We start from the raw sequence: 24,577 nt of genomic DNA on the forward strand, positions 1-24,577 counted from the left end.
GTCGCGCACAGGTTTCGGGCATAAAAAAAGCCGCTGGTTTCAGCGGCTTTTTGCAATTTGGCTCCCCGAGCTGGGCTCGAACCAGCGACAAACGGATTAACAGTCCGTTGCTCTACCAACTGAGCTATCGGGGAGTGTCATCGGTGACGAGGCGCGTATATTACGGTGGCGCCCCGTCACCGTCAACCCCTTCTGCGACAAACCTTTTATCTTTTTCGGGCCTGTCGCAGATCGGGCTTATCCCAGGGTTTTCTGCAGGCGCTCGATGGCGTTCTGCAGGTTCTCCATGCTGGTGGCGAAACTCAGTCGCATGTGGCCGGGTGCACCGAACGCCGAGCCCGGAACCAGGGCGACGCCCGCTTCCTTGAGCAGCGTTTCGGCCAGCTCGACATCGGTGTTGACGCCGTCACGGGCGTCGATGGCGCCCTGGAAGCTCGGGAATACGTAGAAGGTGCCGTCGCCGGACAGGCATTCCACGCCCTCGATCCCGTTGAGCGCGTCGACCACGTAGTCATGCCGTTCCTTGAACGCCTTGACCATTTCGCCGACGCAGTCCTGCGAGCCATCGAGGGCGGCCTGGGCGGCTGCCTGTGAGATGGAGCTGGGGTTGGAGGTGCTCTGCGACTGGATCTTCTTCATGGCGCCGATGACCTTGGCCGGCCCAGCGGCGTAGCCGATACGCCAGCCGGTCATGGAGTAGGCCTTGGACACCCCGTTCAGCACGAAGGTACGGTCGTACAGTTCCGGCGTGGCGTTGAGGATGTTGCAGAACGGCTTGCCGGTCCAGAGGATCGGCTCGTACATATCGTCCGTCGCAATCATCACCTGCGGGTGCTTCTTCAGCACCTCGCCGATGGCCTGCAGCTCTTCCATCGAGTAGGCCATGCCGCTCGGGTTGGACGGGCTGTTGATGACGAACAGCCGGGTGCGATCGGTAATGGCGTTTTCCAGCTGCTCGGCGGTGATCTTGAAACGGCTCTCGGCGGAGGTTTCCAGGATCACCGGCTTGCCTTCGGCGACCAGTACCATGTCCGGGTAGGACACCCAGTAGGGCGCCGGGATGATGGCTTCGTCACCCGGGTTCAGGGTCGCCAGGGCGAGGTTGAAGAAGCTCTGTTTGCCGCCGCTGGAAACCAGGATCTGGTTGGCTTCGTAGTCGAGGCCGTTGTCGCGCTTGAACTTCTCGATGATCGCTTTCTTCAGACCCGGCGTACCGTCCACAGCGGTGTATTTGGTCTGACCGCCCTTGATGGCTTCGATCGCCGCGGCCTTGATGTGATCAGGCGTGTCAAAGTCCGGCTCACCTGCGCCCAGGCCGATAATGTCCTGACCGGCCGCTCGCAATTCCGCTGCCTTGTTGGTGACAGCCAGGGTCGGTGAGGGCTTGATGGCTTGCACACGGTTCGAGAGTTGAACGTCCAAACTAGCGCTCCTTAAGATGCGTCATGAGTGGCCCGCCCGGCCGCCGGACCCGATTGGCCGGCGTTTGAATTCGGGAAAGCCTGATAAAAGCAAAACGCTATGATGTTACCATGAAGGCGGCATCAGGATAAGTTGATGCCACGTTGGGGCATCTTCGCACACTGCGATTCACTGCATAAGGGGGCAGTCACGCCACATGTTCAAGGTTGAATCCGCTTACCAGCCCGCCGGTGACCAGCCGACCGCGATCGAGGGTCTGGTCGATGGCATCGAATCCGGCCTGGCGCACCAGACGTTGCTGGGGGTGACCGGCTCGGGCAAGACGTTCACCGTCGCCAACGTGGTGGAGCGGGTGCAGCGACCGACCATCGTCATGGCCCACAACAAGACCCTGGCGGCGCAGCTTTACGGCGAGTTCAAGGAGTTCTTCCCCGACAACGCGGTGGAGTACTTCGTCTCCTATTACGACTACTACCAGCCCGAAGCCTACGTGCCTTCGTCGGACACCTTCATCGAGAAGGATGCCTCCATCAACGAGCACATCGAGCAGATGCGGTTGTCCGCCACCAAGGCGTTGCTGGAGCGGTCCGACTCGATCATCGTGGCGACCGTGTCCTCCATCTACGGTCTGGGCGACCCGCAGTCCTATCTAAAGATGATGCTGCATCTGGATCGCGGCGACGAGATCGACCAGCGCTTTATCCTGCGTCGGCTGGCCGAGCTGCAGTACACCCGCAACGACGTCGAGTTCCACCGCGCCAACTACCGGGTCCGCGGTGATGTCATCGATGTATTTCCGGCGGAATCCGAGAAAGAGGCGATCCGCATCGAGCTGTTCGACGACGAGGTGGAAAACCTCAGCTACTTCGACCCGCTGACCGGTGAAATCCTGCGTCGTGTGCCGCGCGTCACCATCTATCCCAAGAGTCACTACGTCACGCCGCGCCAGGTGGTGCTCGACGCGGTGGAGCACATCAAGGTCGAGCTGGACGAGCGCCTCAAGCAGCTGCGCGACAACAACAAGCTGGTGGAAGCCCAGCGCCTGGAAGAGCGGACCCGCTACGACATCGAGATGATGCTGGAGCTGGGCTACTGCAATGGCATCGAGAACTACTCCCGTTACCTGTCCGGGCGCCGGCCGGGGGAGGCCCCGCCGACGCTGTTCGACTACCTGCCGCCCAACGCGCTGCTGGTGGTGGATGAGTCCCACGTCACCATTTCCCAGATCGGCGCCATGTACCGGGGCGACCGTTCGCGCAAGGAAACCCTGGTGGAGTATGGCTTTCGCCTGCCGTCGGCGCTGGATAATCGCCCCATGCGCTTCGACGAGTGGGAGCGGATTGCACCGCAGATGATTTTCGTGTCCGCCACCCCGGCCAACTACGAAGCCGAGCACGCCGGCCAGGTGGTGGAGCAGGTGGTGCGTCCTACCGGCCTGCTGGACCCGGAAATCGAGGTGCGTCCGGCCTCGACCCAAGTGGACGATCTGCTGTCCGAGATCCGCAAGCGCGTGGACGTGGACGAGCGGGTGCTGGTGACTACCCTGACCAAGCGCATGGCCGAGGATCTGACCGACTTCCTGCAGGAGCATGATGTGCGCGTGCGCTACCTGCACTCGGACATCGATACCGTGGAGCGGGTAGAGATCATCCGCGACCTGCGCCGGGGTGAGTTCGACGTGCTGGTGGGGATCAACCTGCTGCGGGAAGGTCTGGACATGCCGGAAGTCTCCCTGGTCGCCATTCTCGACGCCGACAAGGAAGGTTTCCTGCGCTCCGAGCGCTCACTGATCCAGACCATCGGCCGGGCCGCGCGGAACGTGCACGGCAAGGCCATCCTCTACGGGGATAATGTGACCGGCTCCATGCAGCGGGCCATCGATGAGACCGAGCGTCGCCGCGAGAAACAGATGGCCCACAACGAGGAGCACGGGATCACGCCCCAGGGGCTCAACAAGCGGGTCACCGATATCATGGAAGGAGCTCAGGCCGGCGCGCCGGGTCGTCGTCGCGGTTCCGAACGTCCGGGGCAGAAGGCCGCCGAGGAAGCGGAGGAATACCGCATCAAGGCCCATGGCAAGTCGCCGGAGGAGCTGCTCAAGGAGATCGGCAAGTTGGAGGACGACATGTACAAGGCCGCCTCGGACCTGGATTTCGAGCGCGCCGCCCGCCTGCGTGACGAAATCGCCTCGCTCAAGGAAGCCACCATCCGCACCGCCTGATCGCGCATCAGGCGGCTGCCCCGTCCTCCCGCCTGGGGCCGACGATTACCGCGGCCTGCAGGCGCTGGCGATGGCCATAGGCCGCCATCTGGCCAAACACGCTGCGGTCGATCGGCAGGTACTGCTTGTCGGCGATGGTTTCACCGTCCTCGATACAGACTTCCGGGTCGTGCAGGTAGACGAACTGGTCGTCCATCGCGCACACCGCCACCCAGTGCGGCACCCGGCTGCGGTTCAGCTGCCAGGTGCTGACCAGGATGACCGGCACCTCGCCTCGTGACAGGGCCTGTTCGATCACCTCGATGCCGATGGGCTCGTGGTGCAGGGCGATACCGGTCCGCGCCATGTCGTGAATAAACCCTTCGTGGACCAGCTCCAGCACCCGCTTTTTCTCCGGGCTGCGCACCGTATCCCGGAACAGCGGCCCCTCCTTGCTGATGTGGGCAGAGACGTCGAAACCCCGCTGCCACGCTGCCAGGGCCAGGCCGTGGGGCCCGCAACCCCCGTGCCCGGCCAGCATGAAGATGGTGGTGGCCTCGCGCCAGATGCGCAGTTCTTCCAGCGTGGTCAGTTGCCGGTCGGGGCACTGCGCCGCCATCGCCATCATCAGCGCGGCGGGCCCGCAGGTGAAGTCGGTTGTCTGCGGGTAGTAGGGCACCGGCCGCATCCCGGCCGACGGCTCGAAGAACAGGATGCGCCGTTCGAAACGCAGGGCGTTGCCGTGGTCTTCGTAATAGTCGCGATAGGTGCCGAACTGACGGTAGCCCAGCTTGCGGTAGAGTCGAATGGCGCCGGCGTTGTCCTCCCGCACTTCCAGCCGCATGACGATGCGTCCGGCATCCACCGCGGCCTGCTCGCTGGCGCGCACCAGCTGTTCTCCCAGACCCTGGCCGCGGGCTTCGTCGGCCACGGCGATGGAGTAGATGCGGGCCAGCCGCGTGGCCTTGTGCATCAGCACCAGACTGTAGCCCAGCAGGCCGCCGTCGTTTTCGGCTACGAGCAGCCGGTCCCGGGGCATGTCCAGGAAGCGGCGGAAGCTGCGGCGCGAGATCCGGTCGTCGGAGAAGCTGCTATTCTCCAGGGTGACCAGCGCATCCAGGTCGCTGTTTTGGGCGGTGCGGATAACCGTCGTCATGACTCTGGGCAATACCTGTTGGCAACAAATCGGTTGATGATGCAAGCATCTTGCTTGCGCCGCCATTATGGGGCCAGTCCAGGCGTCGGGAAAGGTGCGTGAAATCCGCTATGGGCGGCCGATTGTGCGGTCTCACGAGTCGGCGTATTGTCGCGCTTTCAGGACCGTTTCAGGAAGGAAACCGGTTTATGTCCCGTCTGTTGATTGTTGTCGATCGCACCCGTGACTGGGCTCCGTACTACCCCAGTTCGGATGTGATGACGTTCGACGATTACGTCCAGTTCTCCGCCAATACCAGCCAGCGCGTGCGCGTGATCAACCTGTGCCAGAGTGCCCGCTACCTGAGTCGTGGCTACTACTGTTCCCTGCTGGCGGAGGCGCGCGGGCATCATGTGGTGCCGTCGGTGATGACGCTCAACGATCTGCGCCGCAAATCTCTGTTCTCGCTGGAACTGGATGAGCTGGATCCCAGGGTTCTGCGCTGGCTGGACGACGCCGCCAAGAGCGCCGGCAGCGCGGATCGGATCAAACTCCGGACCTTCTTCGGCAAGTCACAGCACGAGGCCCTCAAGCCTGTGGCCCGCGCCCTGTTCGAACGCTTCCCGTGCCCCATTCTGGAGGTGGTGTTCCGCTTTCGCGGCAACTGGCAGATTGAGTCCATGAAGCCGGCCTCGCCGGCCGATCTGAGTGAAACCGAGCAGGACACGTTCGCCGAGGCGCTGGACCGTTTCAGTAGCGCCCTGTGGCGCAAGCCGCGTTCGCGCCGCACGTACCGTTATGACCTGGCCATGCTGGTGGATCCGGAAGAAAAGCTGCCGCCGAGCGACGGCAAGGCGCTGGAATGCTTTATCAAGGCCGGCCGTAAGCTGGGCATCAACGTGGAAACCATCACCCGCAGGGATTACATGCGCCTGCCGGAATACGACGGCCTGTTTATTCGCGAGACTACATCCATCGACCACCACACTTACCGTTTCGCCCGCAAGGCGGCAGCCGAAGGGCTGGTGGTGATCGACGATCCGGTGTCGATCCTGCGTTGCACCAACAAAGTGTTCCTGGCGGACCTGCTGAAGAACAACAAGGTGCCCACGCCACGCACGCTGATCCTGTCGAAAGACCAGAAGGACAGCGTCGGGCAGGCTATCGAACACCTGGGCTTTCCCATGGTGGTGAAAATCCCCGATGGCGCCTTTTCCCGGGGCGTGATGCGGGCGGAAAACGAAGCGCAGTTGCAGGGCGCCCTGAAAACGCTGTTCCGGCAGTCGGCGCTGGTGCTGGCGCAGGAATACCTTTACACGGACTACGACTGGCGTATCGGTGTGCTCGGTGGGCGCGCCATCTTCGCCTGCAAGTACTACATGGTGAAGGGCCACTGGCAGATCTACAGCCACGGCGACAACCAGCAGTTCGACAGCGGCGACTTCGATACCCTGCCAACCTACGAAGTGCCGCGAAATGTGATCCAGGCGGCCCTGAACGCCACGCGCCTGATCGGCGACGGCCTGTATGGGGTGGACATCAAGCAGTCGGGCAATCGGGTGGCGGTAATCGAGGTGAATGACAACCCGAACATCGACGCCGGCGTTGAGGACCGTTTCCTCGGGGGCGAGCTTTACACGCTGGTGATGCAGGAGTTCCTGTCGCGCATGGAGGCGCGGCGCCGGGCCTGATTCTATTCCTCGCCCTGCGACCCGTGACGCTTGGTTGAAGGCACCCAGACGCGTACGTCTCCCAGCCAGGACAGGTGGGTCGCGGCCTGCTTGAGCCGGCCGGGTGTCACCGGCTGGCCCAGGTTGTCCGGGTTGTGAACGTACACTTCGACGGAGACGTGCCGCCCCAGGTAATGCAGGCGCAACGAGCGCAGGGTTTCCGGTTCCAGGTGATCGCGCCATGCAGTCTCCAGTGACTGGATGGTCTCCCGCCGCGTGGGCAACTGGATGGCGCTGGGCTCGTTGCCGGCGTCGTCCTCCGCGTCGATATGAAAAGTCACTTCGCGAATGTCGGGGTAAGCTTCACGAATGCGTTGCGTCACGTGTACCCCAATCTCGTGCCCCTCGGACACGGAAATCACCGGGCTGACCAGCAGGTGCAGATCGAGCAGGATGTCGCTGCCCATACGCCGGCTGCGCAGGTCATGGACATCGCGAACACCTTCGGTTTCACGAGCGATCTGGCTGATGTTCCGGGTGGTTTCCGGGTCCAGTGCCGTATCCACCAGCTCCCTTACGCTGCGCCAGGTCAGCGTCCAGCCAATGTGGCCGATGACGATGGCTACGGCGATGGCGGCGACCGTATCCAGCCAGTCGACTCCGGTCATGGCGCCGGCTACCGCGATGAAGACGATGATCGATGACAAGGCGTCCGTACGACTGTGCCAGGCATTGGCCACAATCAGGTCGGAACGGATGGCTTCACCGACCCGTCGGGTGTAGCGGTAAATCCATTCCTTGCTGACCACGGAGAAGGCGGCTACCACCAACACCGGCCATTCCGGCAAGGGCAGGACGGTGGTGCCGGGCAGCAATGTCTGCAGGTTGTCCCAGGCCAGCGCGCCGGCCAGTCCCAGTAACAGGCTGCCCAGAATCATGGTGCCCAGTGTTTCAAAACGCTGGTGGCCGTAGGGGTGATCGGAGTCCGGAGCCTGGCGCGCCGTGCGCATGAGGGCCAGGACCAACAGGTCCGAGGCCACGTCGGAAAACGAGTGAATGCCGTCGACGATCAGCGCCTGGGAATGGAATATCAGCCCCACCACGCACTTGAACAAGCCCAGAACGGCGTCGAGCAGCATGCCGATCAGCGTGACGCGGGTCCCGGCGCGGGCTTCCTGGTTGGACTGGGTCTGGGTCATGAAAATGCTCGTCTGAACCGGCTGGAGTGACTGAATCGTGTATGTCTTATGCACAAAATGCAGGGCTAATGATCGAAATCCGAATCTGTCTCATTTGGCCGTGCACCGCCTTGATGCGCTTTTAACTGTATGAAAATAAACAACAAAATAACTGGTTAAAAAATGATCAATCTGTAGAATGTCCCCGGCCCCAAGGGGTCTGAAAATCCGCAGGGCCATTTTCAACAGAGTTATCCACAGAATTCGTGGAAAAGGTCACAAGAGCTTCACCTTACAGTCATTTACACGTCATGTATGAAGGCCCGGACACCCTGTGGAAAACCCCTATGGGGCAGGGGGCACCATTCCAGTCACAACCGGTTTCCACAGTGGCTGTTTTTCCTGTCGATCCGGTATACTCCCGCAGCATTGAAACCAGGGAGTAAACACGATGTATGGGCTGATTCGCAATCTGTTATTCCGCTTGCCGCCCGAGCAGGCCCATCACATTGCGTTGCGATCCATGGACGTCGGACAGCGCCTGGGATTGTTGGAAAAGTTTAGTCCAGCGGTGGCTGAGGCGCCGGTGGAGGTCATGGGGCTGACCTTTCCCAACCCGGTCGGGCTTGCCGCGGGCCTGGACAAGAACGCCGAGCATATCGACGCGCTGGCGGCGCTGGGCTTCGGATTCATTGAGGTGGGCACGGTGACGCCACTGGCCCAGCCGGGTAATCCCAGGCCGCGTATGTTCCGCCTGCCCGAGCATCAGGCGATTATCAATCGCATGGGCTTCAACAACGAGGGCCTGGACGTGCTGCTGGCGAATGTTCGCCGATCCCGTTTCAACGGTATCCTGGGGATCAACGTGGGCAAGAACAAGGTCACGCCGGCGGAGCTGGCGGAGTCCGATTATCGCAAGGGCATTGCCGGTGTCTACGAGCTGGCCAGTTACATTACGGTCAACGTCTCGTCGCCGAACACGCCGGGCCTGCGCGACCTCCAGTTTGGAGACTCCCTCAAGCGGCTGCTTGAGGCCATCAAGGAAGAGCAGCATACCCAGGCGGAAGTGCATGGGCGGTATGTGCCGATTGCCGTGAAGATCGCGCCGGACATGGACGATACCGCCATCCGCTTTGTGGCTGATGCGCTGCTGGAAACCGGTATCGACGGTGTGATTGCGACCAATACCACCATCGAACGCGAAGCCGTCGCGGGCCATCGCTATGCGGACGAGCAGGGCGGGCTGAGTGGCTTGCCGGTGCGGGCGCCGTCGGTGCGGGTGATCGAAGGGCTGCACGCGTCCCTGGGCGAGCGCGTGCCCATTATCGGGGTTGGCGGCATTGCCGACAGCGAGTCCGCTGCCGAGAAGATTCGCGCCGGCGCCAGGCTGGTCCAGCTGTATACCGGCTTCATCTATCGCGGTCCGTCCCTGATTGGCGAGGCCGTGGAAGGTGTGCGGGCGGCGATGCGCTAGCGTCTGAGTGGTACTTCCGGGCTTTCAGCTGGCTTGCAGGATGAGGCGCCAGCTGAGTGGGCAGGTGTTTCGAAGGGTGTCCGAATCGCAGGAAGCCGCCCAAAAAAGTGGGCCCGCTGAGCGGGCCCGTGCGGGGGATAAACCCCGTGGCGATTGCTTCTTTTTCTGGTAAGGGTCGAGTGGACCCTTTGGGTGTATGGGGTATGTCTTTCAGATTGTGTGGTTAACGCGTGGCTCCTTGCGTTATCAGCATTTTCTGTGCATTTTTCAGCTTTAGGGCCAGTTCGATAAAAGACAGTGGGTTATCCGAATCAGGCCGTAATGTTTGGCAGTTTATGAATCCCCGAGACGCCGGTGAGGCCATCCCAGTGATCCGTTCGTCCTTCCCGCCAGCCATTCAGCCATTCCTGCCGGCTTTCGATGCGATCAAGAGGGCAACTATCTTTGGATTTACCGGAAATTCCGGCCAGATAACCGCGTTTGAATGCACGAGCACTCATATCTCTTTTCTGTCTTTTCATGCTGTTCCTCACCTCATGGATTTTCAGTTCATGAGTGTGCACACGTGCCGAACAACCCCATCGCTGCAGTTCTTCGGGACTCCGCCCGAAGCGTGTAGCCCGGGGTGCGGGCACCAGGATCCTGTGGTTGACTGGAAATCGCCAACCTGAAAAAGACGCGTCATCACCAAGGTAAGACGAAACAGGCTAGCCTGTACACTATTAATTTCATCTAGATGACCGTTGCTTTATGTTTGTGTGACATAAAAACCGCCGCGCTTAGCAGCGCTTGGCGTTTGAATCAGCGGTTTATTGGAGTGAGTTCAGAGCCGTTGCCAAGTTCCTGAAAATTTTCCGGTTTCGGTAACCGTTCGTAACGTGGAGTTTGCTGTGTCCCAGCACGATTATTTTTTGAGTTGTCCCAAAGGCCTGGAATACCTGCTTGCCGACGAGATGGTGAGCCTGGGGATGACGGTCACCCGCAACGCGCCCGCCGGGGTCTGGGGGCGAGGTGACCTTGAGGCCGGCTATCGGGCGTGCTTGTGGTCGCGCCTGGCCAACCGGGTGATCCTGCACCTGGCGACAGTCGACGGGCAAAGTGGCGATGCGCTCTACGATGCGGTCACGGCGATGCCCTGGGAAGATCACCTGGACGTCTCCGGCCGGTTCAGGGTCGCTTTTGTGGGCCGTAACGACGCCATCCGCAACTCCCAGTACGGTGTGCAGCGGGTCAAGGACGCCATCGTCGACCGGCTGCGCAAACCCTCCGGCATACGTCCAGCGGTCGACACGCAGGATCCGGACATCGGCGTATCGGTGCGCCTGCACCGCGGTGAGGCGCAGATTGGCCTCGACCTCAGCGGCGAGAGCCTGCACAAGCGCGGCTACCGCACGGAAAAGGGCGCCGCGCCTCTGCGCGAGAACCTGGCAGCGGCCCTGTTGCTGCGTGCCGGCTGGCCGGAGGTTGCCGCCGGTGGTGGGGATTTTACCGACCCGATGTGCGGTTCCGGCACCTTGCTGATCGAGGCGGCGATGATGGCCTGCGACATGGCGCCGGGCCTGCAGCGCAGCCAGTACGGTTTCAGTCGCTGGCCCGGGCACGATAACCGTCTCTGGCAGCAACTGGTGGATGACGCCCGGGAGCGGGCCCAAATCGGCCAGCGCACCCAGCGTTCGAAATACCGGGGCTACGATCAGAACCCGAAGGTGATCGCCACCGCCTGGCGCAACATCCAGCGTATGGGACTGGAGGATCGTATTCACGTGGAAAAGCGCGATGTCGTCGAGTTCCGGAACGAGTCCCAGGCATCGCGGGGGCTGATTCTCACGAACCCGCCCTATGGCGAGCGGCTCAGCGAAAAGAAAGCGCTGGGGCCGGTCTACGAAGCGCTGGGGCAGGGCGCCCGCGAGCAGGCACAGGGCTGGCGCCTGGGTGTATTCACCGGCGTGCCTGAGCTGTGCCATGGCCTGGGGCTGCGTAGCTACAAGCAATACAAACTGTTCAACGGCCAGCTTCCGGCGCAGTTGCTGCTGTTCGAAGTCTCCCCGGACAACGAAGCCCGGGTGCGCCGGCCCGGTGAGGCGGAGACCGTCCAGCCCCGCATTGCCAACCAGGAGCGGGCCGACATGCTGCGTAACCGTCTGCGCAAGAATCGCAAGCAGTTGGGTTCCTGGGCCCGCAAACAGGGCATTGAATGCTACCGGCTCTACGATGCCGATATGCCCGAATTCGCCCTGGCCATCGACTGCTACGGCGATCGTGTCCACGTACAGGAATACGCGCCGCCCAAGTCGGTCGACGCCCGCGCCGCCCGGGAACGGCTGGGCGAGGCGCTGGCGGTGATTCCCGAGGTGCTGGACATCGAACCGGAGGCGCTGGTGTGCAAGCAGCGTCAGCGCCAGGCCGGCACCGCCCAGTACGAGAAGCAGTCGGCCAGCGGCGACTTCTTTTCGGTGCACGAGGCCGGTTGTGCGTTAAGGGTTAACCTGCGCGACTATCTGGATACCGGGCTGTTTCTGGACCACCGTCCCGTGCGTCAGTGGATCCAGCAGCAGGCGGTCGGCAAGCGCTTCCTCAACCTGTTCTGTTACACCGGCGCGGCGACGGTCCATGCCGGCGTGGGTGGGGCATCGGAGACGGTCAGCGTGGACATGTCGAAGACCTACCTGAACTGGGCGCGGGAGAACCTGGCGCTCAACGGTCTGGAAGACCGGCACCACCGCCTGATCCAGGCGGACTGTCTGCAGTGGCTGCAGTCAACGCCCAGGCAGGGCGAGAGCGGTTTCGACCTGATCTTCATGGACCCGCCGACCTTCTCCAATTCGGCGCGTATGGAAGGGGTGCTGGACGTCCAGCGCGACCACGGGCTTCTGATCCGTCAGGCCATGGCACGTCTGGCCCCGGGCGGGGTGCTGGTGTTCTCCAACAACTTCCGGCGTTTCCGCCTCGAGGCGGAACTGGAAGCCGAGTTCGACGTGCGTGACGTCACCGCGCGGACCATCGACAAGGATTTCGCCCGCAATCCGCGCATCCACCGTTGCTGGGAAATCCGCGAGGCTCAGAATTCGTAGCGCAAACCGCCGTTGAACTGGTAGCCGCTGGCGGATGTGTCGGTGTCCTCGAACAGGCGCCCGCCTTCGAGCACCAGGTAGGTGTCGTCCATCAGCTCCAGGTCGATGCCGGCCAGCCAGCTGAAGGCGAAGGAGCTGCCGGGAAACTCGTCGTCGAAATCCTCGAAGGCGTCGTTGCGCTCCGCGTCGCGGTTCTCCAGCTCGGCTTCCCCCTGGATGTGGGAGAAGCCCAGTTGGGCGTAGACATTGGAGAAGTCCGTCAGGCCGTAGTGGATGCCCATGTACCAGCTGGCGAACCAGTCCATGCTGACGGTCAGGTCATCGGTCACTTCCGACTCGCCGAGCCCGCCGCCGGCACGCAGCTCGACGTGGAACAGTTCGGAAATATGGCTGCCCAGCACCAGGGTGCCTGCACTCAGCCAGCCGTCGCTGTCGGGCAGGCCGCCCACCTTGCGGTATTGCAGGGCCATGCCCTGCAGGCCGACGTAGGTCTTGTCGGCGCGGCTTTCAGCGGGCTCCTGCGCGAGGCAGGGGGAGGCGAGAAGGGGCAGGCAAACGGCGAAGGCGCTCAGCGCACGCCCGGCTGGCAATAGCGTCATCATGGGGAATCCTGGTCTGCGGTTCGTCCGCCTTGGCGCGGCGGTTCTTGTTATGCGGGATCTGTGTCCCGTTGGTTTTCCAGGATTCTGACAAGTGCGGGGGCAGGCTACGTCGACTCAGGTCACAAATCGCCGGTGTCCGTGCCTTCCGGAATAAAGCCTCCGTCGCGGGCCAGCATCAGCAACGCAAAGACACCGCTCTCGGGCAGTTGCGGTTCCAGTCCGTGGGTGAACAGCAGCTCGCGGCGCCAGTCCTCCAGCTCGTCCAGCTCCACGTGCTTGACCAGGTTGTCGATGGTGGCCAGTTCGAAGGGCACCGGCTGACGGATCGCATCGAACAGCAAGTCGACCAGCCCTTCGTCCGGGTCCAGACCGTCCACAAACACCGTCTGGTCGGCCAGGTCCTCGTTGAGCTCGCGCGCCAGCTCGAACAGCGGTACGCCCTGTTCCTGCAGGTAGCGCAGGTCCACGTCGAGCATCTCGGGCTCGTCCGGCAGCCAGCTGTCGTCCGGCTCGATGACTACAGTCTTCATGCTGCCGTCGGCGAGGGACCAGGCGATGGCTGTGGGGAAACACAGCTCCTCGGTGTCGACGAATTCAATATCCAGGAACTGGGGCAGGCGCATGATGGTTTCCGTTAATGCAATGAACTGAACCCACAGGATACCAGTAACCGCCGGCGCTAGGCAGGGCTCATGCCCGCCGTCACCGCTGAATTTCGGCAGGGCGGGCGAACATGCGATACTGACCCCTGATCGATATCCATTCCATTGCAGATAGGTACCCGGATCACGATGGACAACAGCGCTTTCAACGCCAACCTCTTCGAATTCCTGCAGCAGTCGCCGACGCCGTACCACGCGGTCCAGAGCATGGCCCGTCGCCTGGAGAAGGCCGGTTTCGAACGCCTGGACGAGCAGCTGAGCTGGTCCCTGGCGCCGGGGCAACGCTATTACGTGACCCGCAACGATTCCTCGATCATCGCCTTTCAGACCGGGCAGGGCGACCCCGCCGCACAGGGCGTGCGCATGATGGGCGCGCACACCGACAGCCCCTGCCTGCGGGTCAAGCCGAACCCCGAACTGCATCGTAAAGGGTATTACCAGCTGGGCGTCGAGGTGTATGGCGGCGCACTGCTCAATCCCTGGTTCGACCGCGACCTGTCCATTGCCGGGCGGGTCAGTTACGTCGACGGCCAGGGGCGTCTGCACGATGCCCTGGTCAATTTCGAGAAGCCGGTGGTGACGATCCCCAGCCTGGCGATTCACCTGGACCGCGAAGCCAACAGCAGCCGCACCGTTAACCCGCAGACGGACGTGCCGCCCATCCTCATGCAGTGCGAGGAAAAAGACGCCGCGTCGTTCCGTGATTTGCTGGCTCGCCAGATCGGTAAGGAGCATCCCCAGGCGGACGTCGCCCGGGTGCTGGATTACGAGCTGAGCCTGTACGACACCCAGCCGCCGGCCACCGTGGGATTCAACGACGAGTTCATTGCCTCGGCGCGGCTGGACAACCTGTTGAGTTGCTTTATCGGCCTGCAGGCGCTGCTGGACGCGGATCCGTCGCAACCGGCGCTGCTGGTGTGTAACGACCATGAGGAGGTGGGCAGCCAATCCGCGGAAGGCGCGCAGGGGCCGTTCCTGTCGTCCGTGCTGGAGCGCTGGGTGGGGTTGGAAGACAAACCGCGAGTCATTGCCCGCTCCATGATGATCTCGGCGGACAACGCCCACGGTGTGCATCCCAACTACGCCGACCGCCATGACGGCAACCACGGCCCGCTGCTGAACGGCGGTCCGGTCATCAAGATCAACAACAATCAGCGTTACGCGACCAACAGCCGCACGTCGGCGCTGTATCGTCACCTGAGCGATTCGCTGGACCTGCCGTGCCAGGCGTTTGTCGTGCGCAGCGATATGGCCTGCGGCAGCACCATTGGTCCGATTACGGCGGGCAACCTGGGGGTGCGGACGCTGGACATCGGGGTGCCGCAGTTTGCGATGCACTCGATCCGGGAAACCGCCGGGGCGAAGGACGCCCACGTGCTGTACCGGGTACTGCGTCAGTATATCGAACTGGAGCGGCTGGACTGAGCCGTTTGCGGACGGCTCAGACGGAAATGGGCGGCCTGAAACGCAAAAGGCCGCTCGATTGAGCGGCCTTTTGACGGAATTCGGTGGCTCCCCGAGCTGGGCTCGAACCAGCGACAAACGGATTAACAGTCCGTTGCTCTACCAACTGAGCTATCGGGGAACAGCTGTGATCAGCAGGCGCGCATATTAAGGAAGTTGGGGGGAGGGGTCAAGCCTTCCCGGCAGAAAAAGCCACAGGACGTTAACATCGAGCATGACCGGTCATTTTTCCCGCAGTTATCCCGTGCCATCCACTCTCGTTTCCACCGCGCGCAGCTATCGGCCGCCGCTGTGGCTGCGTTCCGGGCACCTGCAGTCGGTATGGCCCACGCTGTTCCGGCGGGTCGCGCTGAACGAGCCGGAAAGCGCTGTGGTGGATACGCCCGACGGTGATCAGCTCCACCTGGACTGGTACCGCCAGGGCAGCGACCGGCTGGCGATTCTGTCCCACGGGTTGGAGGGCCACAGCCAGCGCCCCTATATCCAGGGCCTGGCGCGCGGCCTGCTGGCGGACGGCTGGGACGTGCTGGCCTGGAATTTCCGCTCGTGCGGCGGGCGCATGAACCGGCTTCCGCGTTTTTACCACAGTGGCGCCACGGTAGACCTGGATGTGGTGGTCCGGCACGCGCTGGCGGCGGAGCCGGCGTATCAGTATCTGGGGCTGTCCGGTTTTTCCATGGGCGGCAACCTCACCATGCTTTACCTGGCCCAGCAGGGCGAGCGCATCGATAGCCGTATCCGGGGCGCCGTGACCTTTTCCGTGCCCTGTGACCTGGCCGGCAGTGCCGAAGTCCTGGGCTGGCGCAGCCGCCGGATCTATATGCAGCGCTTCCTGGGGGATCTGCGGATCAAGATGGAAGAAAAGGCGCGCCTGTTCCCGGACCAGATCCGCATGGACGGCTTCGACGACATTCGCAACTTTCACCAGTTTGATGACCGCTACACGGCGCCTTTGCACGGCTTCCGCGACGCCCGGGACTACTGGGCCCAGGCCTCGTGCCTGCCGCGGCTGCCCGATATCCGGGTGCCGTCGCTGATCGTCAACGCCGCCGATGACCCTTTCCTGTCACCGGCCTGTTTCCCGGAGCGGCGCCGCAAGCTGGGGGCCTGGGTGACCCTGGAAGTGCCGCGCTGGGGCGGCCATGTGGGCTTCGTGGAGGTGGCCCGGGACGGTTATTACTGGTCCGAACGCCGGGCGCTGAGCTTCCTGCGCGGGCTTATTGAATGATCTTCAGTTGGCCCCGGTCGTATTCTGTAGCATGGGGTGCAGGTGCGGCCAGACGTTGTCCAGCAGCTGCGGCTGGCCCGCTGCCGTGGGGTGTATGCCGTCGTCCTGCATGAAGCCGTCGCGGTTGTAGATGCCGTCGAGGAAGAACGGCACCAGCTCGGCGCCGCTGTTCTCGGCGATGGTGGGGTAGATGGCGGCGAAGGCCCTGGTATAGCGCTCGCCGTAGTTCGGCGGCATCTGCATGCCCACCAGCAGGACCCGGGCGCCGGCGGCCTGGGACAGTTCGGTCATGCGGGCCAGGTTTTCCTGGGTGACGTTGGGCGGAAAGCCCCTGAGACCGTCGTTGCCGCCCAACTCGATGATCACCACTTCGGGTTCGTGCTGCTCCAGCAGGGCGGGTAACCGGCGCAGGCCGCCGTCGGTGGTTTCACCGCTGATGCTGGCGTTGGCCACGGTCCACTGGCTGAATCCCTCGCGGTCCAGTCGTTGCCGCAGGAGCGATACCCAGGCTTTTTCCGTGTCGACGCCGTAGCTGGCACTGAGGCTGTCACCCATGATCAGCAGGGTCGAGGCGCCGGCCGGGACGGCAATCGTGAACAGGCTGCATAGGGTCAATAAGTAAAAAGTGATTGATCTCAGGAACATGTATACCGTATCCATTGTCAGATAAAACTATTCTCAGTCGATCATGCCGATTGACCGATGATATTCCAATCAGTTCTACCGTCGAGGAGGTTCCGTGGCAACGGAGAACGACATACTCAAGGTAACCGACCTGACCCACGAAGTGGATCTGGGGCAGGATTCTCTGCGCATCCTGCATGGCATCAACCTGTCGATCCGCAAGGGCGAGTCAGTGGCCATCGTGGGCCGTTCCGGCTCGGGCAAGACGACGCTACTCGGCCTGCTGGCCGGTCTGGATACCCCGAGCCATGGTCAGGTCGAGCTCGACGGTCAGCCGATCAGCCGCCTCAGCGAGGACGAGCGGGCCAGCCTGCGGGCCGAGCGGGTCGGCTTCGTGTTCCAGTCGTTCCAGCTGCTGCCGGCGCTGACCGCGTTGGAGAACGTGATGCTGCCGCTGGAACTGGCCGGGCAGAGCGATGCCGCGAGCCAGGCGACGGAGCTGTTGCAGCGTGTCGGTTTGGGCGAGCGGCTTGAGCACACCCCGCGCCAGCTGTCCGGCGGCGAGCAGCAGCGCGTTGCCATCGCCCGGGCGTTCGCCGCGCGGCCCAGAATCCTGTTCGCCGACGAGCCCACCGGCAATCTCGACAACAACACCGGCCAGGCGGTATCCGACCTGCTGATGGCGTTGAACCGCGAACAGGGCACCACGCTGGTGATGGTGACTCACGATGAGCAACTGGCCGCCCGCTGCCAGCGTCAGTTCCACATTGATGCCGGCGAGCTGACCGAGCCGGCCGCCACGACGGCACCGGAGGCGGCGGTTTCATGAGTCAGGGATCGAGCCTTTCCCACACCGGCCGGGACTGGCGCCAGCGCGACGTGCGGGTGCTGGTGGCGGCCCTGGTGATCGCGGTGGCCACGGTGGCCACCATCGCCCTTTACGCCAGCCACCTGGAGCGCACCCTGGTCACCTCGGCCAGCGCCTTCCTGGCCGGCGACCGTCAACTGGAGAGCGAGAACGGCGAGCCCATTCCCCAAACCTGGCGGGACGAAGCCGAACGCCGCGGCATCGCCACCGCCAGGATGGTGGAGTTCTCCACCATGGTGTTTGGCGCCGGCAACTTCCAGTTGGTGTCGGTCAAGGCGGTCAGTGACGCTTATCCGCTGCGCGGGGAAGTCGAGTTCCAGACCGGCCCTGATGCGTCCCGCCAGATGGTGGGGCATGGCCCGGCGCCCGGTGAGGTCTGGGTCAATCCGCGTCTGCTGCGCCTGCTGGATCTGGACATCGGCGGCCAGGTGGAAGTCGGCAACCGCTCGCTGACGGTCAGCGGGCTATTGATCCGCGAACCGGACGGCGGCTTCAGCATGTCGGCGCTGGCGCCGCGCATCATGATGCACGCCGACGACGTGGCCAGCACCGGTGTGATCCAGCAGGGTAGCCGGGTTGAGTACGTCAATCTGTTCGCCGGCGAATCCGATGCCCTGGATGCCTTCTACGCCTGGCTGCAGCCGCGCTTCGGGCCCAGTCACGAATGGGAAAGCATTGAGGATGGCGAAGCGCTGTCGGATTCACTGAGCAAGGCGCGTCGTTTCCTGTTGCTGGGCGGCAGCCTGGCGGTGTTGCTGGCGGCGGTCGCTGTGGCGGTGGCCAGTCGCCAGTACGCGATGGGCCAGCGCGATACCGTGGCCCTGCTCAAGACCCTGGGCGTCCCCGGGCGCCGGATCAGCCGGATGTACCTGGGGCGACTGGTGCTCTGGGGCGTCGTGGGCACCATGCTGGGCATCCTGGTGGCGTTGCCGATCTTCTGGGGGCTGGCATCGTTGACCGCCGAATTGCTGGAGCGGGAAGCGGACTATAGCGTTGACCTTCTCGCGCTGGGGCCGGCGCTGATCACTGCGCTGGTGGCATTGCTGGCGTTCGCGTTTCCGCCTATCCAGCGGCTGCGCCAGGTGCCGGCTATGCGGGTGCTGCGGGCCCAGCCGGGGGAGGCCGGACGCGGCGTGCTGCGGGACGGCCTGATTGCCCTGGTGGCGATCTTCGGACTGGTCTGGCTCTACGCCGGGGAAATCTGGCTGGTGCTTGCCCTGTTGGGTGGTCTGGCGGCTCTGCTGTCGGTGCTCGGCGTGCTGGGCTGGCTGCTGGTGCTGGGCCTGCGCCGGATCGTCGGTGGCGGCAACGCCTGGCGGTTGGCGCTGGTGGGGCTGTATCGCCACCGCAAGGCCAGTCTGTCCCAGATTGCCGTGTTCTCGATGACGCTCATGCTGGCGGCCACGCTGATCCTGGTGCGCTCGTCCCTGCTGGACGACTGGCAGGCGCAATTGCCCGAGGATGCGCCCAACCATTTCCTGATCAACATCGGCCCGGAAGCGGTGGGTGACGTACGCGGCTTCCTGGACGGTCACGACCTGTCCACCGATACCCTGTACCCGATGGTGCGCGGCCGTCTGACCACCATCAACGGCGAACCGGTGCGCGAGGTGGTGAGCAAGGATCAGAGCGTTGGTGCCCTGAACCGCGAGCTGAACCTGACCTGGATGGAGGACCTGCCGGACGATAACCGCATCGTACGCGGACAGTGGTTCGCGCCGGAGGCGACCGAGGGGCTATCGATCGAGGCAGAGCTGGCAAGCGAGCTGGGCGTGGATCTGGGAGATCGGCTGGGCTTCACCATCGGCTCCCAGACCATCGAGCAGCCGGTCACCAGCGTGCGCACGGTGCAGTGGGACAGCATGAAACCCAACTTCTACATGGCGTTCCCGCCGGGTGGCGCACTGGACGGGTTGCCGGCCACCTGGATCACCAGCTTCCATCTGGACCCGTCGCGTAAGCCGATCCTGAACGACTTCACCCGCCAGTTCCCGACCATTTCGGTGTTGGAGATCGACCACATCATCGACCGCATCCGCGAGATCGTGCAGCAGGTGACCCAGGCCATCGAGGCCATCCTGGCGATGATCCTGGCGGCGGCCGTGGTGGTCATGGCGGCGGTCGTCAGCGCCACGCTGCAGGATCGCCAGCGCGAGGGCGCGCTACTGCGTACCCTGGGCGGGCGCCAGCGGCTGCTGGTGAACAGCACGATGCTGGAATTCGCGCTGCTGGGGGCGTTTGCCGGGATTCTCGGCGTGGTCGCGGCGGAAGTGGCCGTCTGGGCACTGCAGTATCGGATGTTCCAGGGGACCTTCCAATGGCACTGGCAGGTGGTGGTGATGTTGCCTCTGGTCAGTGCCGCGGTGCTGGCGGTGTTTGGCCGCTGGCAGCTCAATCCGGTGTTGCGGGTCTCGCCCATGTTGCTGCTGCGGCGCCTTGAGTGAGGCGCGGGGTCAGCGGTAGCTGGTGATGATACGATCCAGCTCGCCGCTGGCGCGCAGCGCTTCCAGTTCCCGGTCGAAGTCGTCGGCGAAACCGGCGATACCGGGGCGGACCATCAGGCGCAGCCCGAAGTCGGTGAGCGCGTTGACACTGGTATTGAAGCGACCTTTCCAGCCGTTCTCTCGGATCAGCCAGTGGCCCACGAGTTCGTCGGCAATCGCGACGTCGAAACGGTTCTCGCCGTAGAGCAGATAGCTGAAAATATCCCGGTCCTTGGGCACGTCGAAGCGCTGGGCGCGTCCGGACTCGAACATCTCTTTCAGATAGGGGTAGCGGTAGCCCAGGTGGGTGAGCACGGTCATGCCCTGCAGGTCCGCCGGCACCTGGTAGTCAAATGGCGCGCCGTCGACCGTGAAGAAGACTTCACGCACCCGCACGATGGGCGCGGAGAACACGAAATGCTCCGGGTGGGCGGTCCATTCCCGGGCCCGCGCCGTGGCGTCGATGTAGCCTTCGAGCAGCATGCGGTCGACCCGTTTGCGCGGGATCATGTGAGGTTCGACCCGGTAGTCCAGGCGCTCGCAAACGCTGGTGATCACATCCCAGACGATGCCGGAAACCTGTTTGTCATCGACGATGATGTAAGGCGGGTAGCCGGCGGGGGATACGTTGAACTTGAGGACGTGGTCGTTTCCGGTGTCTGCCGCTGCGGGCGTGTGGGCGATCAATAGCGTCGCCAGCACGAAGGCCGAGCGAAGGAATACTCGCAGCATGAGTGGTCTAGCCTGCAAAACCATGCCGGAAAGGGCGATGATCGATCCTCGATCGGTCGAATTTTCCGGCGCTTTATCGTTTTTAGGCCTATCCCTGCCATTGCCGCAAGTTTGCCAGATATGACAGATGTCGTCTTGTTGTCAGTTCCCGTCATTGCAATTCGGGCGGACCCGGTGTTGGCCGCCGGGCCGCCATCGGTGTTCAGCCCCAGGCGCGTTTGAGTACGGCCATGGCGTCATCCAGTGTCACCTCCCGCGGGTTGAACATGATGGAGCCATCATCCAGCGCCGTGCGGGCGATCTGTTCGAGCTGTTCGGCCTCCACCTTGCCGGTTTCCTGTAGCGTGCGCGGCAGCTGGCAGCGGCGGTAGAGATCATCGCGCAACTTGCGGATGGTCGAGATGCATTCCTCGGCACGGCGGTTGGCCGGTGTGGTCGCGTAAACGTCGGGGTCGGCCATGTAGAGCAGCAGTTCGCTCAGTGGCTCGCGGATGGTGTCTAGGTTGTACTCCAGGGCGTAGGGCAGGTACAGGCTCATGCACAGGCCGTGGGGCAGGTGGCAGATTGCGCCGGTGGCGTGACCCAGCGCGTGCACCAGGCCCACCATGGAATTGGAGAAGGCGATGCCGGCCATGGTGGAGGCCTGGGCCAGCTCCAGGCGGGCATCGGCATTTTTGGGGTTGTCCATCACCGTCAGCAGGTTGCCGCTGATTTTCCTGATGGCCGCTGTGGCATAGGCGTCGCTCAGCGGGTTCTTGGCCATGCAGGTGAAGGCTTCGGTGGCGTGGGTCAGGGCGTCCATCCCTGTGGCCGCGGTAATGTGCGGCGGCAGTGTCAGGGTCATGCGCGGATCGATGATCGCCGCATTGGGCAGCAGGAAAGAGGACGTAAATGGCAGTTTGACGGATTTGGCGGTATCGGCAATCACGGCGACCGAGGTCACCTCCGACCCGGTGCCGGCGGTGGTGGGCACCACGAAGAACGGTTTCAGTGGGTGCTTGAGGACGCCGGCGCCGGCGTAGGTGGACAGATCGTCACCGCCTTCGGACACCAGGATATTGACCGCCTTCGCGGTGTCGATGGCCGATCCGCCGCCCACGGCAATGATGGAGTCGCATTGCTCGCTGAGGTAGATGCCGGCGATGTCCCTGACCACATGGGTGGAGGAGTCCGGCGGTACATCGTCGTAGATGGTGACGATGTCCTGGCCGCCTTCCTCGCAGGCTTCGATGACCGGATCCAGCAGGCCGGCGGCGCGCACGCCCTTGTCGGTAATCAGCATGGGGCGGCTGGCGGCAAGCCCGGATAATTCGTAGGGAATGTGCTCCAGCGCAGCTTTGCCGGCGATGACTTTGACCGGACAGAAAAACTCGTAGTAGTTCTGGCTCATGATGCTCTCGCTGTTTCCAGGAATTGGCCCGCCACTTTGAGGTAGATGCGGGCGGCACTCAGTATTTTTTCCGGCAGCCTGAGGTTGGCCGGGTATTCCTTGACCGCGCGTTTGGCCACCAGCTTGGGCAGGATGAATGTCTCCAGGCGGTTGAGGATGCGCGTCATACGGATGGCGTAGCCGATGTCGCCGTCCACCAGCATACGGTCGTTGGCAAAGGCCACGGAGGTCTTCTCCTGGAACGAGACCACCAGGAACGCGTGGGCGATGTGCTTGAACTCGATGGACAGGTCCACCGGTCGGGGCGATTCGTCGCCGTGAAAACGGAACTGGCCGTCGCCAATGTGCTCAATCACCAGGGCCGGGCCGTTGGGCCGGACTTTCATCTCGAACAGGAAACCCACCGGCAGCGCCCGGGCTTCCTCCCGCGCGGTTTCGTCGACTTCGCTGATGCCCTGCAACGCGCGTCCCATCACCTGGAACATCAACTCCACATACAGGCGCCTGGCCTGCAGCGCCATCGGTCTGAATGCCTTGCCTTGCATGGTGCTCTACCCGTGTTGTTGTGGTGTTAATCAATATTTAGAGCTTTTACTCTATTAAGTCAACTGGTCGGGCTGATGCGGGGCTGTCGAAACAGGCCAATACATTTGCAGGCCATGCGGCACGTGCGTTCGCCAGGGATCTGCGGTATGTGGAGCTGGTTTAGGGGCGTCTTTTTTCGGAAAGTGCTGAAAGGTGCCGACAGGTTGGAGCAGGGCGGCTGTGCGAGAGAAAAGAGGGGAAAAAGGGCAGCCTGACCAACGGAACAAGCCAGGCCGCCAAGTCTACGATGGTTGGAGCACCACGCAGTCGTCAATAAGAGAGAGTGAGCGGGGCTTACTGGATCGTTGAGCCCACGCGCAGGATTTTCATGGTGTTGGTGCCGCCCTGGGCGTTGACGTAATCGCCCTTGGTCATCACCACTAGGTCGCCGTCCCGGACCACGCCGCGCTCGATCAGTTCTTCCACGGCGCGGGCGTTGATTTCTTCATTGGGCATCGGCTTGGAGTCGAACGGCACGGTTTGCACACCGCGGTACAGCGCCACCTTGTGCTGGGTGCTGTGGTGCCGGGACAGGGCAAAAATCGGCAGACTCGACTTGATGCGCGACATCAGCAGCGGTGTTGCCCCGGTTTCCGTCAGGCAAATGATGGCGGTCACGCCTTCCAGGTGGTTGGCCGCGTACATCGCCGACAGGGCAATGGCCTCGTCCACCCGCTCCATGCTTTCGTGGATGCGGTGCTTGGACTGGTGCATGGAGGGCTGCTTTTCCGCGCCCAGGCAGATCCGCACCATGGATTCCACGGCTTCCTTGGGGTAGTCGCCCACGGCGGTTTCCGCCGACAGCATGACCGCGTCGGTGTAGTCCATCACCGCGTTGGCTACGTCAGAGACTTCCGCACGGGTCGGCATCGGGTTCTCGATCATCGATTCCATCATCTGGGTGGCGGTGATCACCACGCGATCCAGGCTGCGGGCCCGGTTGATGATGTGTTTCTGCACGCCGACCAGCTCGGCGTCACCGATTTCCACGGCCAGGTCGCCGCGTGCCACCATCACCGCGTCCGACGCTTCGATAACGGCATCCAGCTGTTCCGGGTTGTGGGCCAGCTCGGCGCGTTCGATCTTGGCCACCAGCGCGGCGTTCGAGCCGGCCTCGCGCAGCAGGGCGCGGGCGGTATGCATGTCGTCCGCCGTGCGCACGAAGGACACCGCCACGTAGTCGGCATTGAGCGCCGCAGCGGTCTTGATGTCCTGTTTGTCCTTCTCGGTCAGGGCGTCGGCTGACAGGCCGCCGCCGCGCTTGTTCAGGCCCTTGTTGTTGGACAGGGGGCCGCCGATCAGCACGCGCGAGGCGATGCTGTGGTCGTCCACCGATTCTACTTCCATCTCGATGCGGCCGTCGTCCAGCACCAGGATGTCGCCCGGCTTCACGTCGTCGATCAACTGTTCGTAGTCGATGCCCACGCGCTCGCTGTCGCCGGCCTCCTTGTCCATGGCGGCGTCCAGCACGAAAGTCTGCCCGGCCTGCAGCGTGATCTTGTTCTCCGCAAAGCGGGCGATGCGCAGTTTGGGCCCCTGCAGGTCGGCCAGCAGGGCCACGAAGCGACCCTGAGCCTTGGCTGTCTCGCGAACCCGGCGGGCGCGGTCGATGTGGTCCTCGGCGCTGCCATGGGAGAAATTGAGGCGGGTGACGTCAACGCCGGCGGCGATGATGGCGGCCAGCGAGTCGGAAGAATCCGTGGCCGGGCCGAGTGTGGCGACGATTTTTGTACGCCTGAGCATGAAGTGTCCTCTGATACTGGGTGGGGTACCGCGGCGATCCGGCAAG

Annotated in this window: 19 protein-coding genes and 2 tRNA genes; 8 read left to right on the plus strand and 13 right to left on the minus strand. The window is 63.2% G+C overall.

Going from position 1 to position 24,577, the window contains the following annotated elements; genetic code table 11:
• Positions 1-58 precede the first annotated feature (58 nt).
• A tRNA-Asn gene (locus tag GQB00_RS00500) sits at positions 59-134 on the minus strand.
• 103 nt (positions 135-237) lie between these two features.
• Positions 238-1,422: a pyridoxal phosphate-dependent aminotransferase gene (locus tag GQB00_RS00505; protein ID WP_111496612.1), complete on the minus strand. Its 1,185-nt coding sequence runs from the start codon at positions 1,420-1,422 to the stop codon at positions 238-240.
• Between the two features lie 196 nt (positions 1,423-1,618).
• Here GQB00_RS00505 and uvrB point away from each other — a divergent pair, with 196 nt between their 5' ends.
• Positions 1,619-3,643: an excinuclease ABC subunit UvrB gene (uvrB, locus tag GQB00_RS00510; RefSeq protein ID WP_165854865.1), complete on the plus strand. Its 2,025-nt coding sequence runs from the start codon at positions 1,619-1,621 to the stop codon at positions 3,641-3,643.
• Positions 3,644-3,650: 7 nt separating this feature from the next.
• Here the strand turns inward: uvrB and GQB00_RS00515 are convergent, their stop codons facing one another.
• Entirely contained in the window at positions 3,651-4,778 is a 1,128-nt protein-coding gene (locus GQB00_RS00515; RefSeq protein ID WP_111496610.1) for a GNAT family N-acetyltransferase/peptidase C39 family protein, read from the minus strand.
• 188 nt (positions 4,779-4,966) lie between these two features.
• On the opposite strand from GQB00_RS00515, the gene GQB00_RS00520 reads away from it, so the two are divergent.
• Complete coding sequence (locus GQB00_RS00520) at positions 4,967-6,448, plus strand: RimK family protein (RefSeq protein ID WP_165854866.1); 1,482 nt, start codon at positions 4,967-4,969, stop codon at positions 6,446-6,448.
• Positions 6,449-6,450: 2 nt separating this feature from the next.
• On the opposite strand, the gene GQB00_RS00525 is transcribed toward GQB00_RS00520, so the two are convergent.
• Positions 6,451-7,626, minus strand: coding sequence for a cation diffusion facilitator family transporter (locus GQB00_RS00525; RefSeq protein ID WP_165854867.1), 1,176 nt, complete (start codon positions 7,624-7,626; stop codon positions 6,451-6,453).
• Positions 7,627-8,056: 430 nt separating this feature from the next.
• Here GQB00_RS00525 and GQB00_RS00530 point away from each other — a divergent pair, with 430 nt between their 5' ends.
• On the plus strand, positions 8,057-9,079 hold the full coding sequence (locus tag GQB00_RS00530; protein WP_165854868.1) for a quinone-dependent dihydroorotate dehydrogenase: 1,023 nt from the start codon (positions 8,057-8,059) through the stop codon (positions 9,077-9,079).
• A gap of 311 nt (positions 9,080-9,390) precedes the next feature.
• Here the strand turns inward: GQB00_RS00530 and rmf are convergent, their stop codons facing one another.
• Positions 9,391-9,600 carry a ribosome modulation factor gene (rmf, locus tag GQB00_RS00535; protein ID WP_111496606.1) on the minus strand — a complete coding sequence of 70 codons (210 nt, stop codon included), beginning with the start codon at positions 9,598-9,600 and terminating at the stop codon, positions 9,391-9,393.
• Between the two features lie 369 nt (positions 9,601-9,969).
• Between rmf and rlmKL the strand changes: the two genes are divergently transcribed.
• Positions 9,970-12,150 (plus strand): bifunctional 23S rRNA (guanine(2069)-N(7))-methyltransferase RlmK/23S rRNA (guanine(2445)-N(2))-methyltransferase RlmL, encoded by a 2,181-nt coding sequence (gene rlmKL, locus GQB00_RS00540; RefSeq protein ID WP_165854869.1) that lies wholly within the window; start codon positions 9,970-9,972, stop codon positions 12,148-12,150.
• Here rlmKL and GQB00_RS00545 read toward each other — a convergent pair.
• Together GQB00_RS00545 and GQB00_RS00550 are read right to left on the minus strand one after the other, a co-directional pair.
• Positions 12,138-12,752, minus strand: a complete 615-nt coding sequence (locus GQB00_RS00545; protein ID WP_207950573.1) for an outer membrane beta-barrel protein — start codon at positions 12,750-12,752, stop codon at positions 12,138-12,140. The genes rlmKL and GQB00_RS00545 overlap by 13 nt on opposite strands.
• A 119-nt stretch (positions 12,753-12,871) precedes the next feature.
• Positions 12,872-13,375: a hypothetical protein gene (locus tag GQB00_RS00550; protein ID WP_111496603.1), complete on the minus strand. Its 504-nt coding sequence runs from the start codon at positions 13,373-13,375 to the stop codon at positions 12,872-12,874.
• Positions 13,376-13,543: 168 nt separating this feature from the next.
• Here GQB00_RS00550 and GQB00_RS00555 point away from each other — a divergent pair, with 168 nt between their 5' ends.
• The gene (locus GQB00_RS00555) at positions 13,544-14,839 is read left to right on the plus strand and encodes a M18 family aminopeptidase (protein ID WP_165854870.1); all 1,296 of its coding nucleotides are present in this window, start codon (positions 13,544-13,546) and stop codon (positions 14,837-14,839) included.
• 84 nt (positions 14,840-14,923) lie between these two features.
• Here the strand turns inward: GQB00_RS00555 and GQB00_RS00560 are convergent.
• Positions 14,924-14,999 (minus strand) — tRNA-Asn (locus GQB00_RS00560).
• Between the two features lie 123 nt (positions 15,000-15,122).
• On the opposite strand from GQB00_RS00560, the gene GQB00_RS00565 reads away from it, so the two are divergent.
• The gene (locus GQB00_RS00565) at positions 15,123-16,106 is read left to right on the plus strand and encodes a YheT family hydrolase (RefSeq protein WP_323127223.1); all 984 of its coding nucleotides are present in this window, start codon (positions 15,123-15,125) and stop codon (positions 16,104-16,106) included.
• A 3-nt stretch (positions 16,107-16,109) separates the two neighbouring features.
• Here GQB00_RS00565 and GQB00_RS00570 read toward each other — a convergent pair whose 3' ends face one another.
• Entirely contained in the window at positions 16,110-16,751 is a 642-nt protein-coding gene (locus tag GQB00_RS00570) for an arylesterase (protein WP_228276638.1), read from the minus strand.
• A gap of 94 nt (positions 16,752-16,845) precedes the next feature.
• Here GQB00_RS00570 and GQB00_RS00575 point away from each other — a divergent pair, with 94 nt between their 5' ends.
• Positions 16,846-17,559, plus strand: coding sequence for an ABC transporter ATP-binding protein (locus tag GQB00_RS00575; RefSeq protein WP_228160586.1), 714 nt, complete (start codon positions 16,846-16,848; stop codon positions 17,557-17,559).
• Positions 17,556-20,042, plus strand: a complete 2,487-nt coding sequence (locus tag GQB00_RS00580) for an ABC transporter permease (protein WP_165854873.1) — start codon at positions 17,556-17,558, stop codon at positions 20,040-20,042. The genes GQB00_RS00575 and GQB00_RS00580 overlap by 4 nt, the downstream gene beginning before the upstream one ends.
• Before the next feature lie 9 nt (positions 20,043-20,051).
• On the opposite strand, the gene GQB00_RS00585 is transcribed toward GQB00_RS00580, so the two are convergent.
• The 4 genes from GQB00_RS00585 to pyk all read right to left on the minus strand — a co-directional run bounded on the left by GQB00_RS00585 (position 20,052) and on the right by pyk (position 24,531).
• Positions 20,052-20,813 (minus strand): substrate-binding periplasmic protein, encoded by a 762-nt coding sequence (locus GQB00_RS00585; RefSeq protein ID WP_228276639.1) that lies wholly within the window; start codon positions 20,811-20,813, stop codon positions 20,052-20,054.
• A 202-nt stretch (positions 20,814-21,015) separates the two neighbouring features.
• Positions 21,016-22,203 carry an iron-containing alcohol dehydrogenase gene (locus tag GQB00_RS00590; RefSeq protein ID WP_165854875.1) on the minus strand — a complete coding sequence of 396 codons (1,188 nt, stop codon included), beginning with the start codon at positions 22,201-22,203 and terminating at the stop codon, positions 21,016-21,018.
• Positions 22,200-22,748, minus strand: coding sequence for a hypothetical protein (locus GQB00_RS00595; protein ID WP_165854876.1), 549 nt, complete (start codon positions 22,746-22,748; stop codon positions 22,200-22,202). Before GQB00_RS00595 ends, GQB00_RS00590 begins: the two co-directional genes overlap by 4 nt.
• A gap of 334 nt (positions 22,749-23,082) precedes the next feature.
• Positions 23,083-24,531 carry a pyruvate kinase gene (gene pyk / locus GQB00_RS00600; RefSeq protein WP_165854877.1) on the minus strand — a complete coding sequence of 483 codons (1,449 nt, stop codon included), beginning with the start codon at positions 24,529-24,531 and terminating at the stop codon, positions 23,083-23,085.
• Positions 24,532-24,577 lie beyond the last annotated feature (46 nt).

The organism is Marinobacter sp. JSM 1782161 (assembly GCF_011421605.1).
Lineage (GTDB): Bacteria > Pseudomonadota > Gammaproteobacteria > Pseudomonadales > Oleiphilaceae > Marinobacter_A > Marinobacter_A bohaiensis.

What these genes read in the sequence shown, in the direction of transcription:
- uvrB (WP_165854865.1), top strand. Translation starts at nt 1,619, where the DNA reads ATGTTCAAGGTTGAATCCGCTTACCAGCCCGCCGGTGACCAGCCGACC.
- GQB00_RS00515 (WP_111496610.1), bottom strand. Translation starts at nt 4,778, where the DNA reads ATGACGACGGTTATCCGCACCGCCCAAAACAGCGACCTGGATGCGCTG.
- GQB00_RS00520 (WP_165854866.1), top strand. Translation starts at nt 4,967, where the DNA reads ATGTCCCGTCTGTTGATTGTTGTCGATCGCACCCGTGACTGGGCTCCG.
- GQB00_RS00525 (WP_165854867.1), bottom strand. Translation starts at nt 7,626, where the DNA reads ATGACCCAGACCCAGTCCAACCAGGAAGCCCGCGCCGGGACCCGCGTC.
- GQB00_RS00530 (WP_165854868.1), top strand. Translation starts at nt 8,057, where the DNA reads ATGTATGGGCTGATTCGCAATCTGTTATTCCGCTTGCCGCCCGAGCAG.
- rmf (WP_111496606.1), bottom strand. Translation starts at nt 9,600, where the DNA reads ATGAAAAGACAGAAAAGAGATATGAGTGCTCGTGCATTCAAACGCGGT.
- GQB00_RS00545 (WP_207950573.1), bottom strand. Translation starts at nt 12,752, where the DNA reads ATGATGACGCTATTGCCAGCCGGGCGTGCGCTGAGCGCCTTCGCCGTT.
- GQB00_RS00550 (WP_111496603.1), bottom strand. Translation starts at nt 13,375, where the DNA reads ATGCGCCTGCCCCAGTTCCTGGATATTGAATTCGTCGACACCGAGGAG.
- GQB00_RS00555 (WP_165854870.1), top strand. Translation starts at nt 13,544, where the DNA reads ATGGACAACAGCGCTTTCAACGCCAACCTCTTCGAATTCCTGCAGCAG.
- GQB00_RS00570 (WP_228276638.1), bottom strand. Translation starts at nt 16,751, where the DNA reads ATGTTCCTGAGATCAATCACTTTTTACTTATTGACCCTATGCAGCCTG.
- GQB00_RS00580 (WP_165854873.1), top strand. Translation starts at nt 17,556, where the DNA reads ATGAGTCAGGGATCGAGCCTTTCCCACACCGGCCGGGACTGGCGCCAG.
- GQB00_RS00585 (WP_228276639.1), bottom strand. Translation starts at nt 20,813, where the DNA reads ATGCTGCGAGTATTCCTTCGCTCGGCCTTCGTGCTGGCGACGCTATTG.
- GQB00_RS00590 (WP_165854875.1), bottom strand. Translation starts at nt 22,203, where the DNA reads ATGAGCCAGAACTACTACGAGTTTTTCTGTCCGGTCAAAGTCATCGCC.
- GQB00_RS00595 (WP_165854876.1), bottom strand. Translation starts at nt 22,748, where the DNA reads ATGCAAGGCAAGGCATTCAGACCGATGGCGCTGCAGGCCAGGCGCCTG.
- pyk (WP_165854877.1), bottom strand. Translation starts at nt 24,531, where the DNA reads ATGCTCAGGCGTACAAAAATCGTCGCCACACTCGGCCCGGCCACGGAT.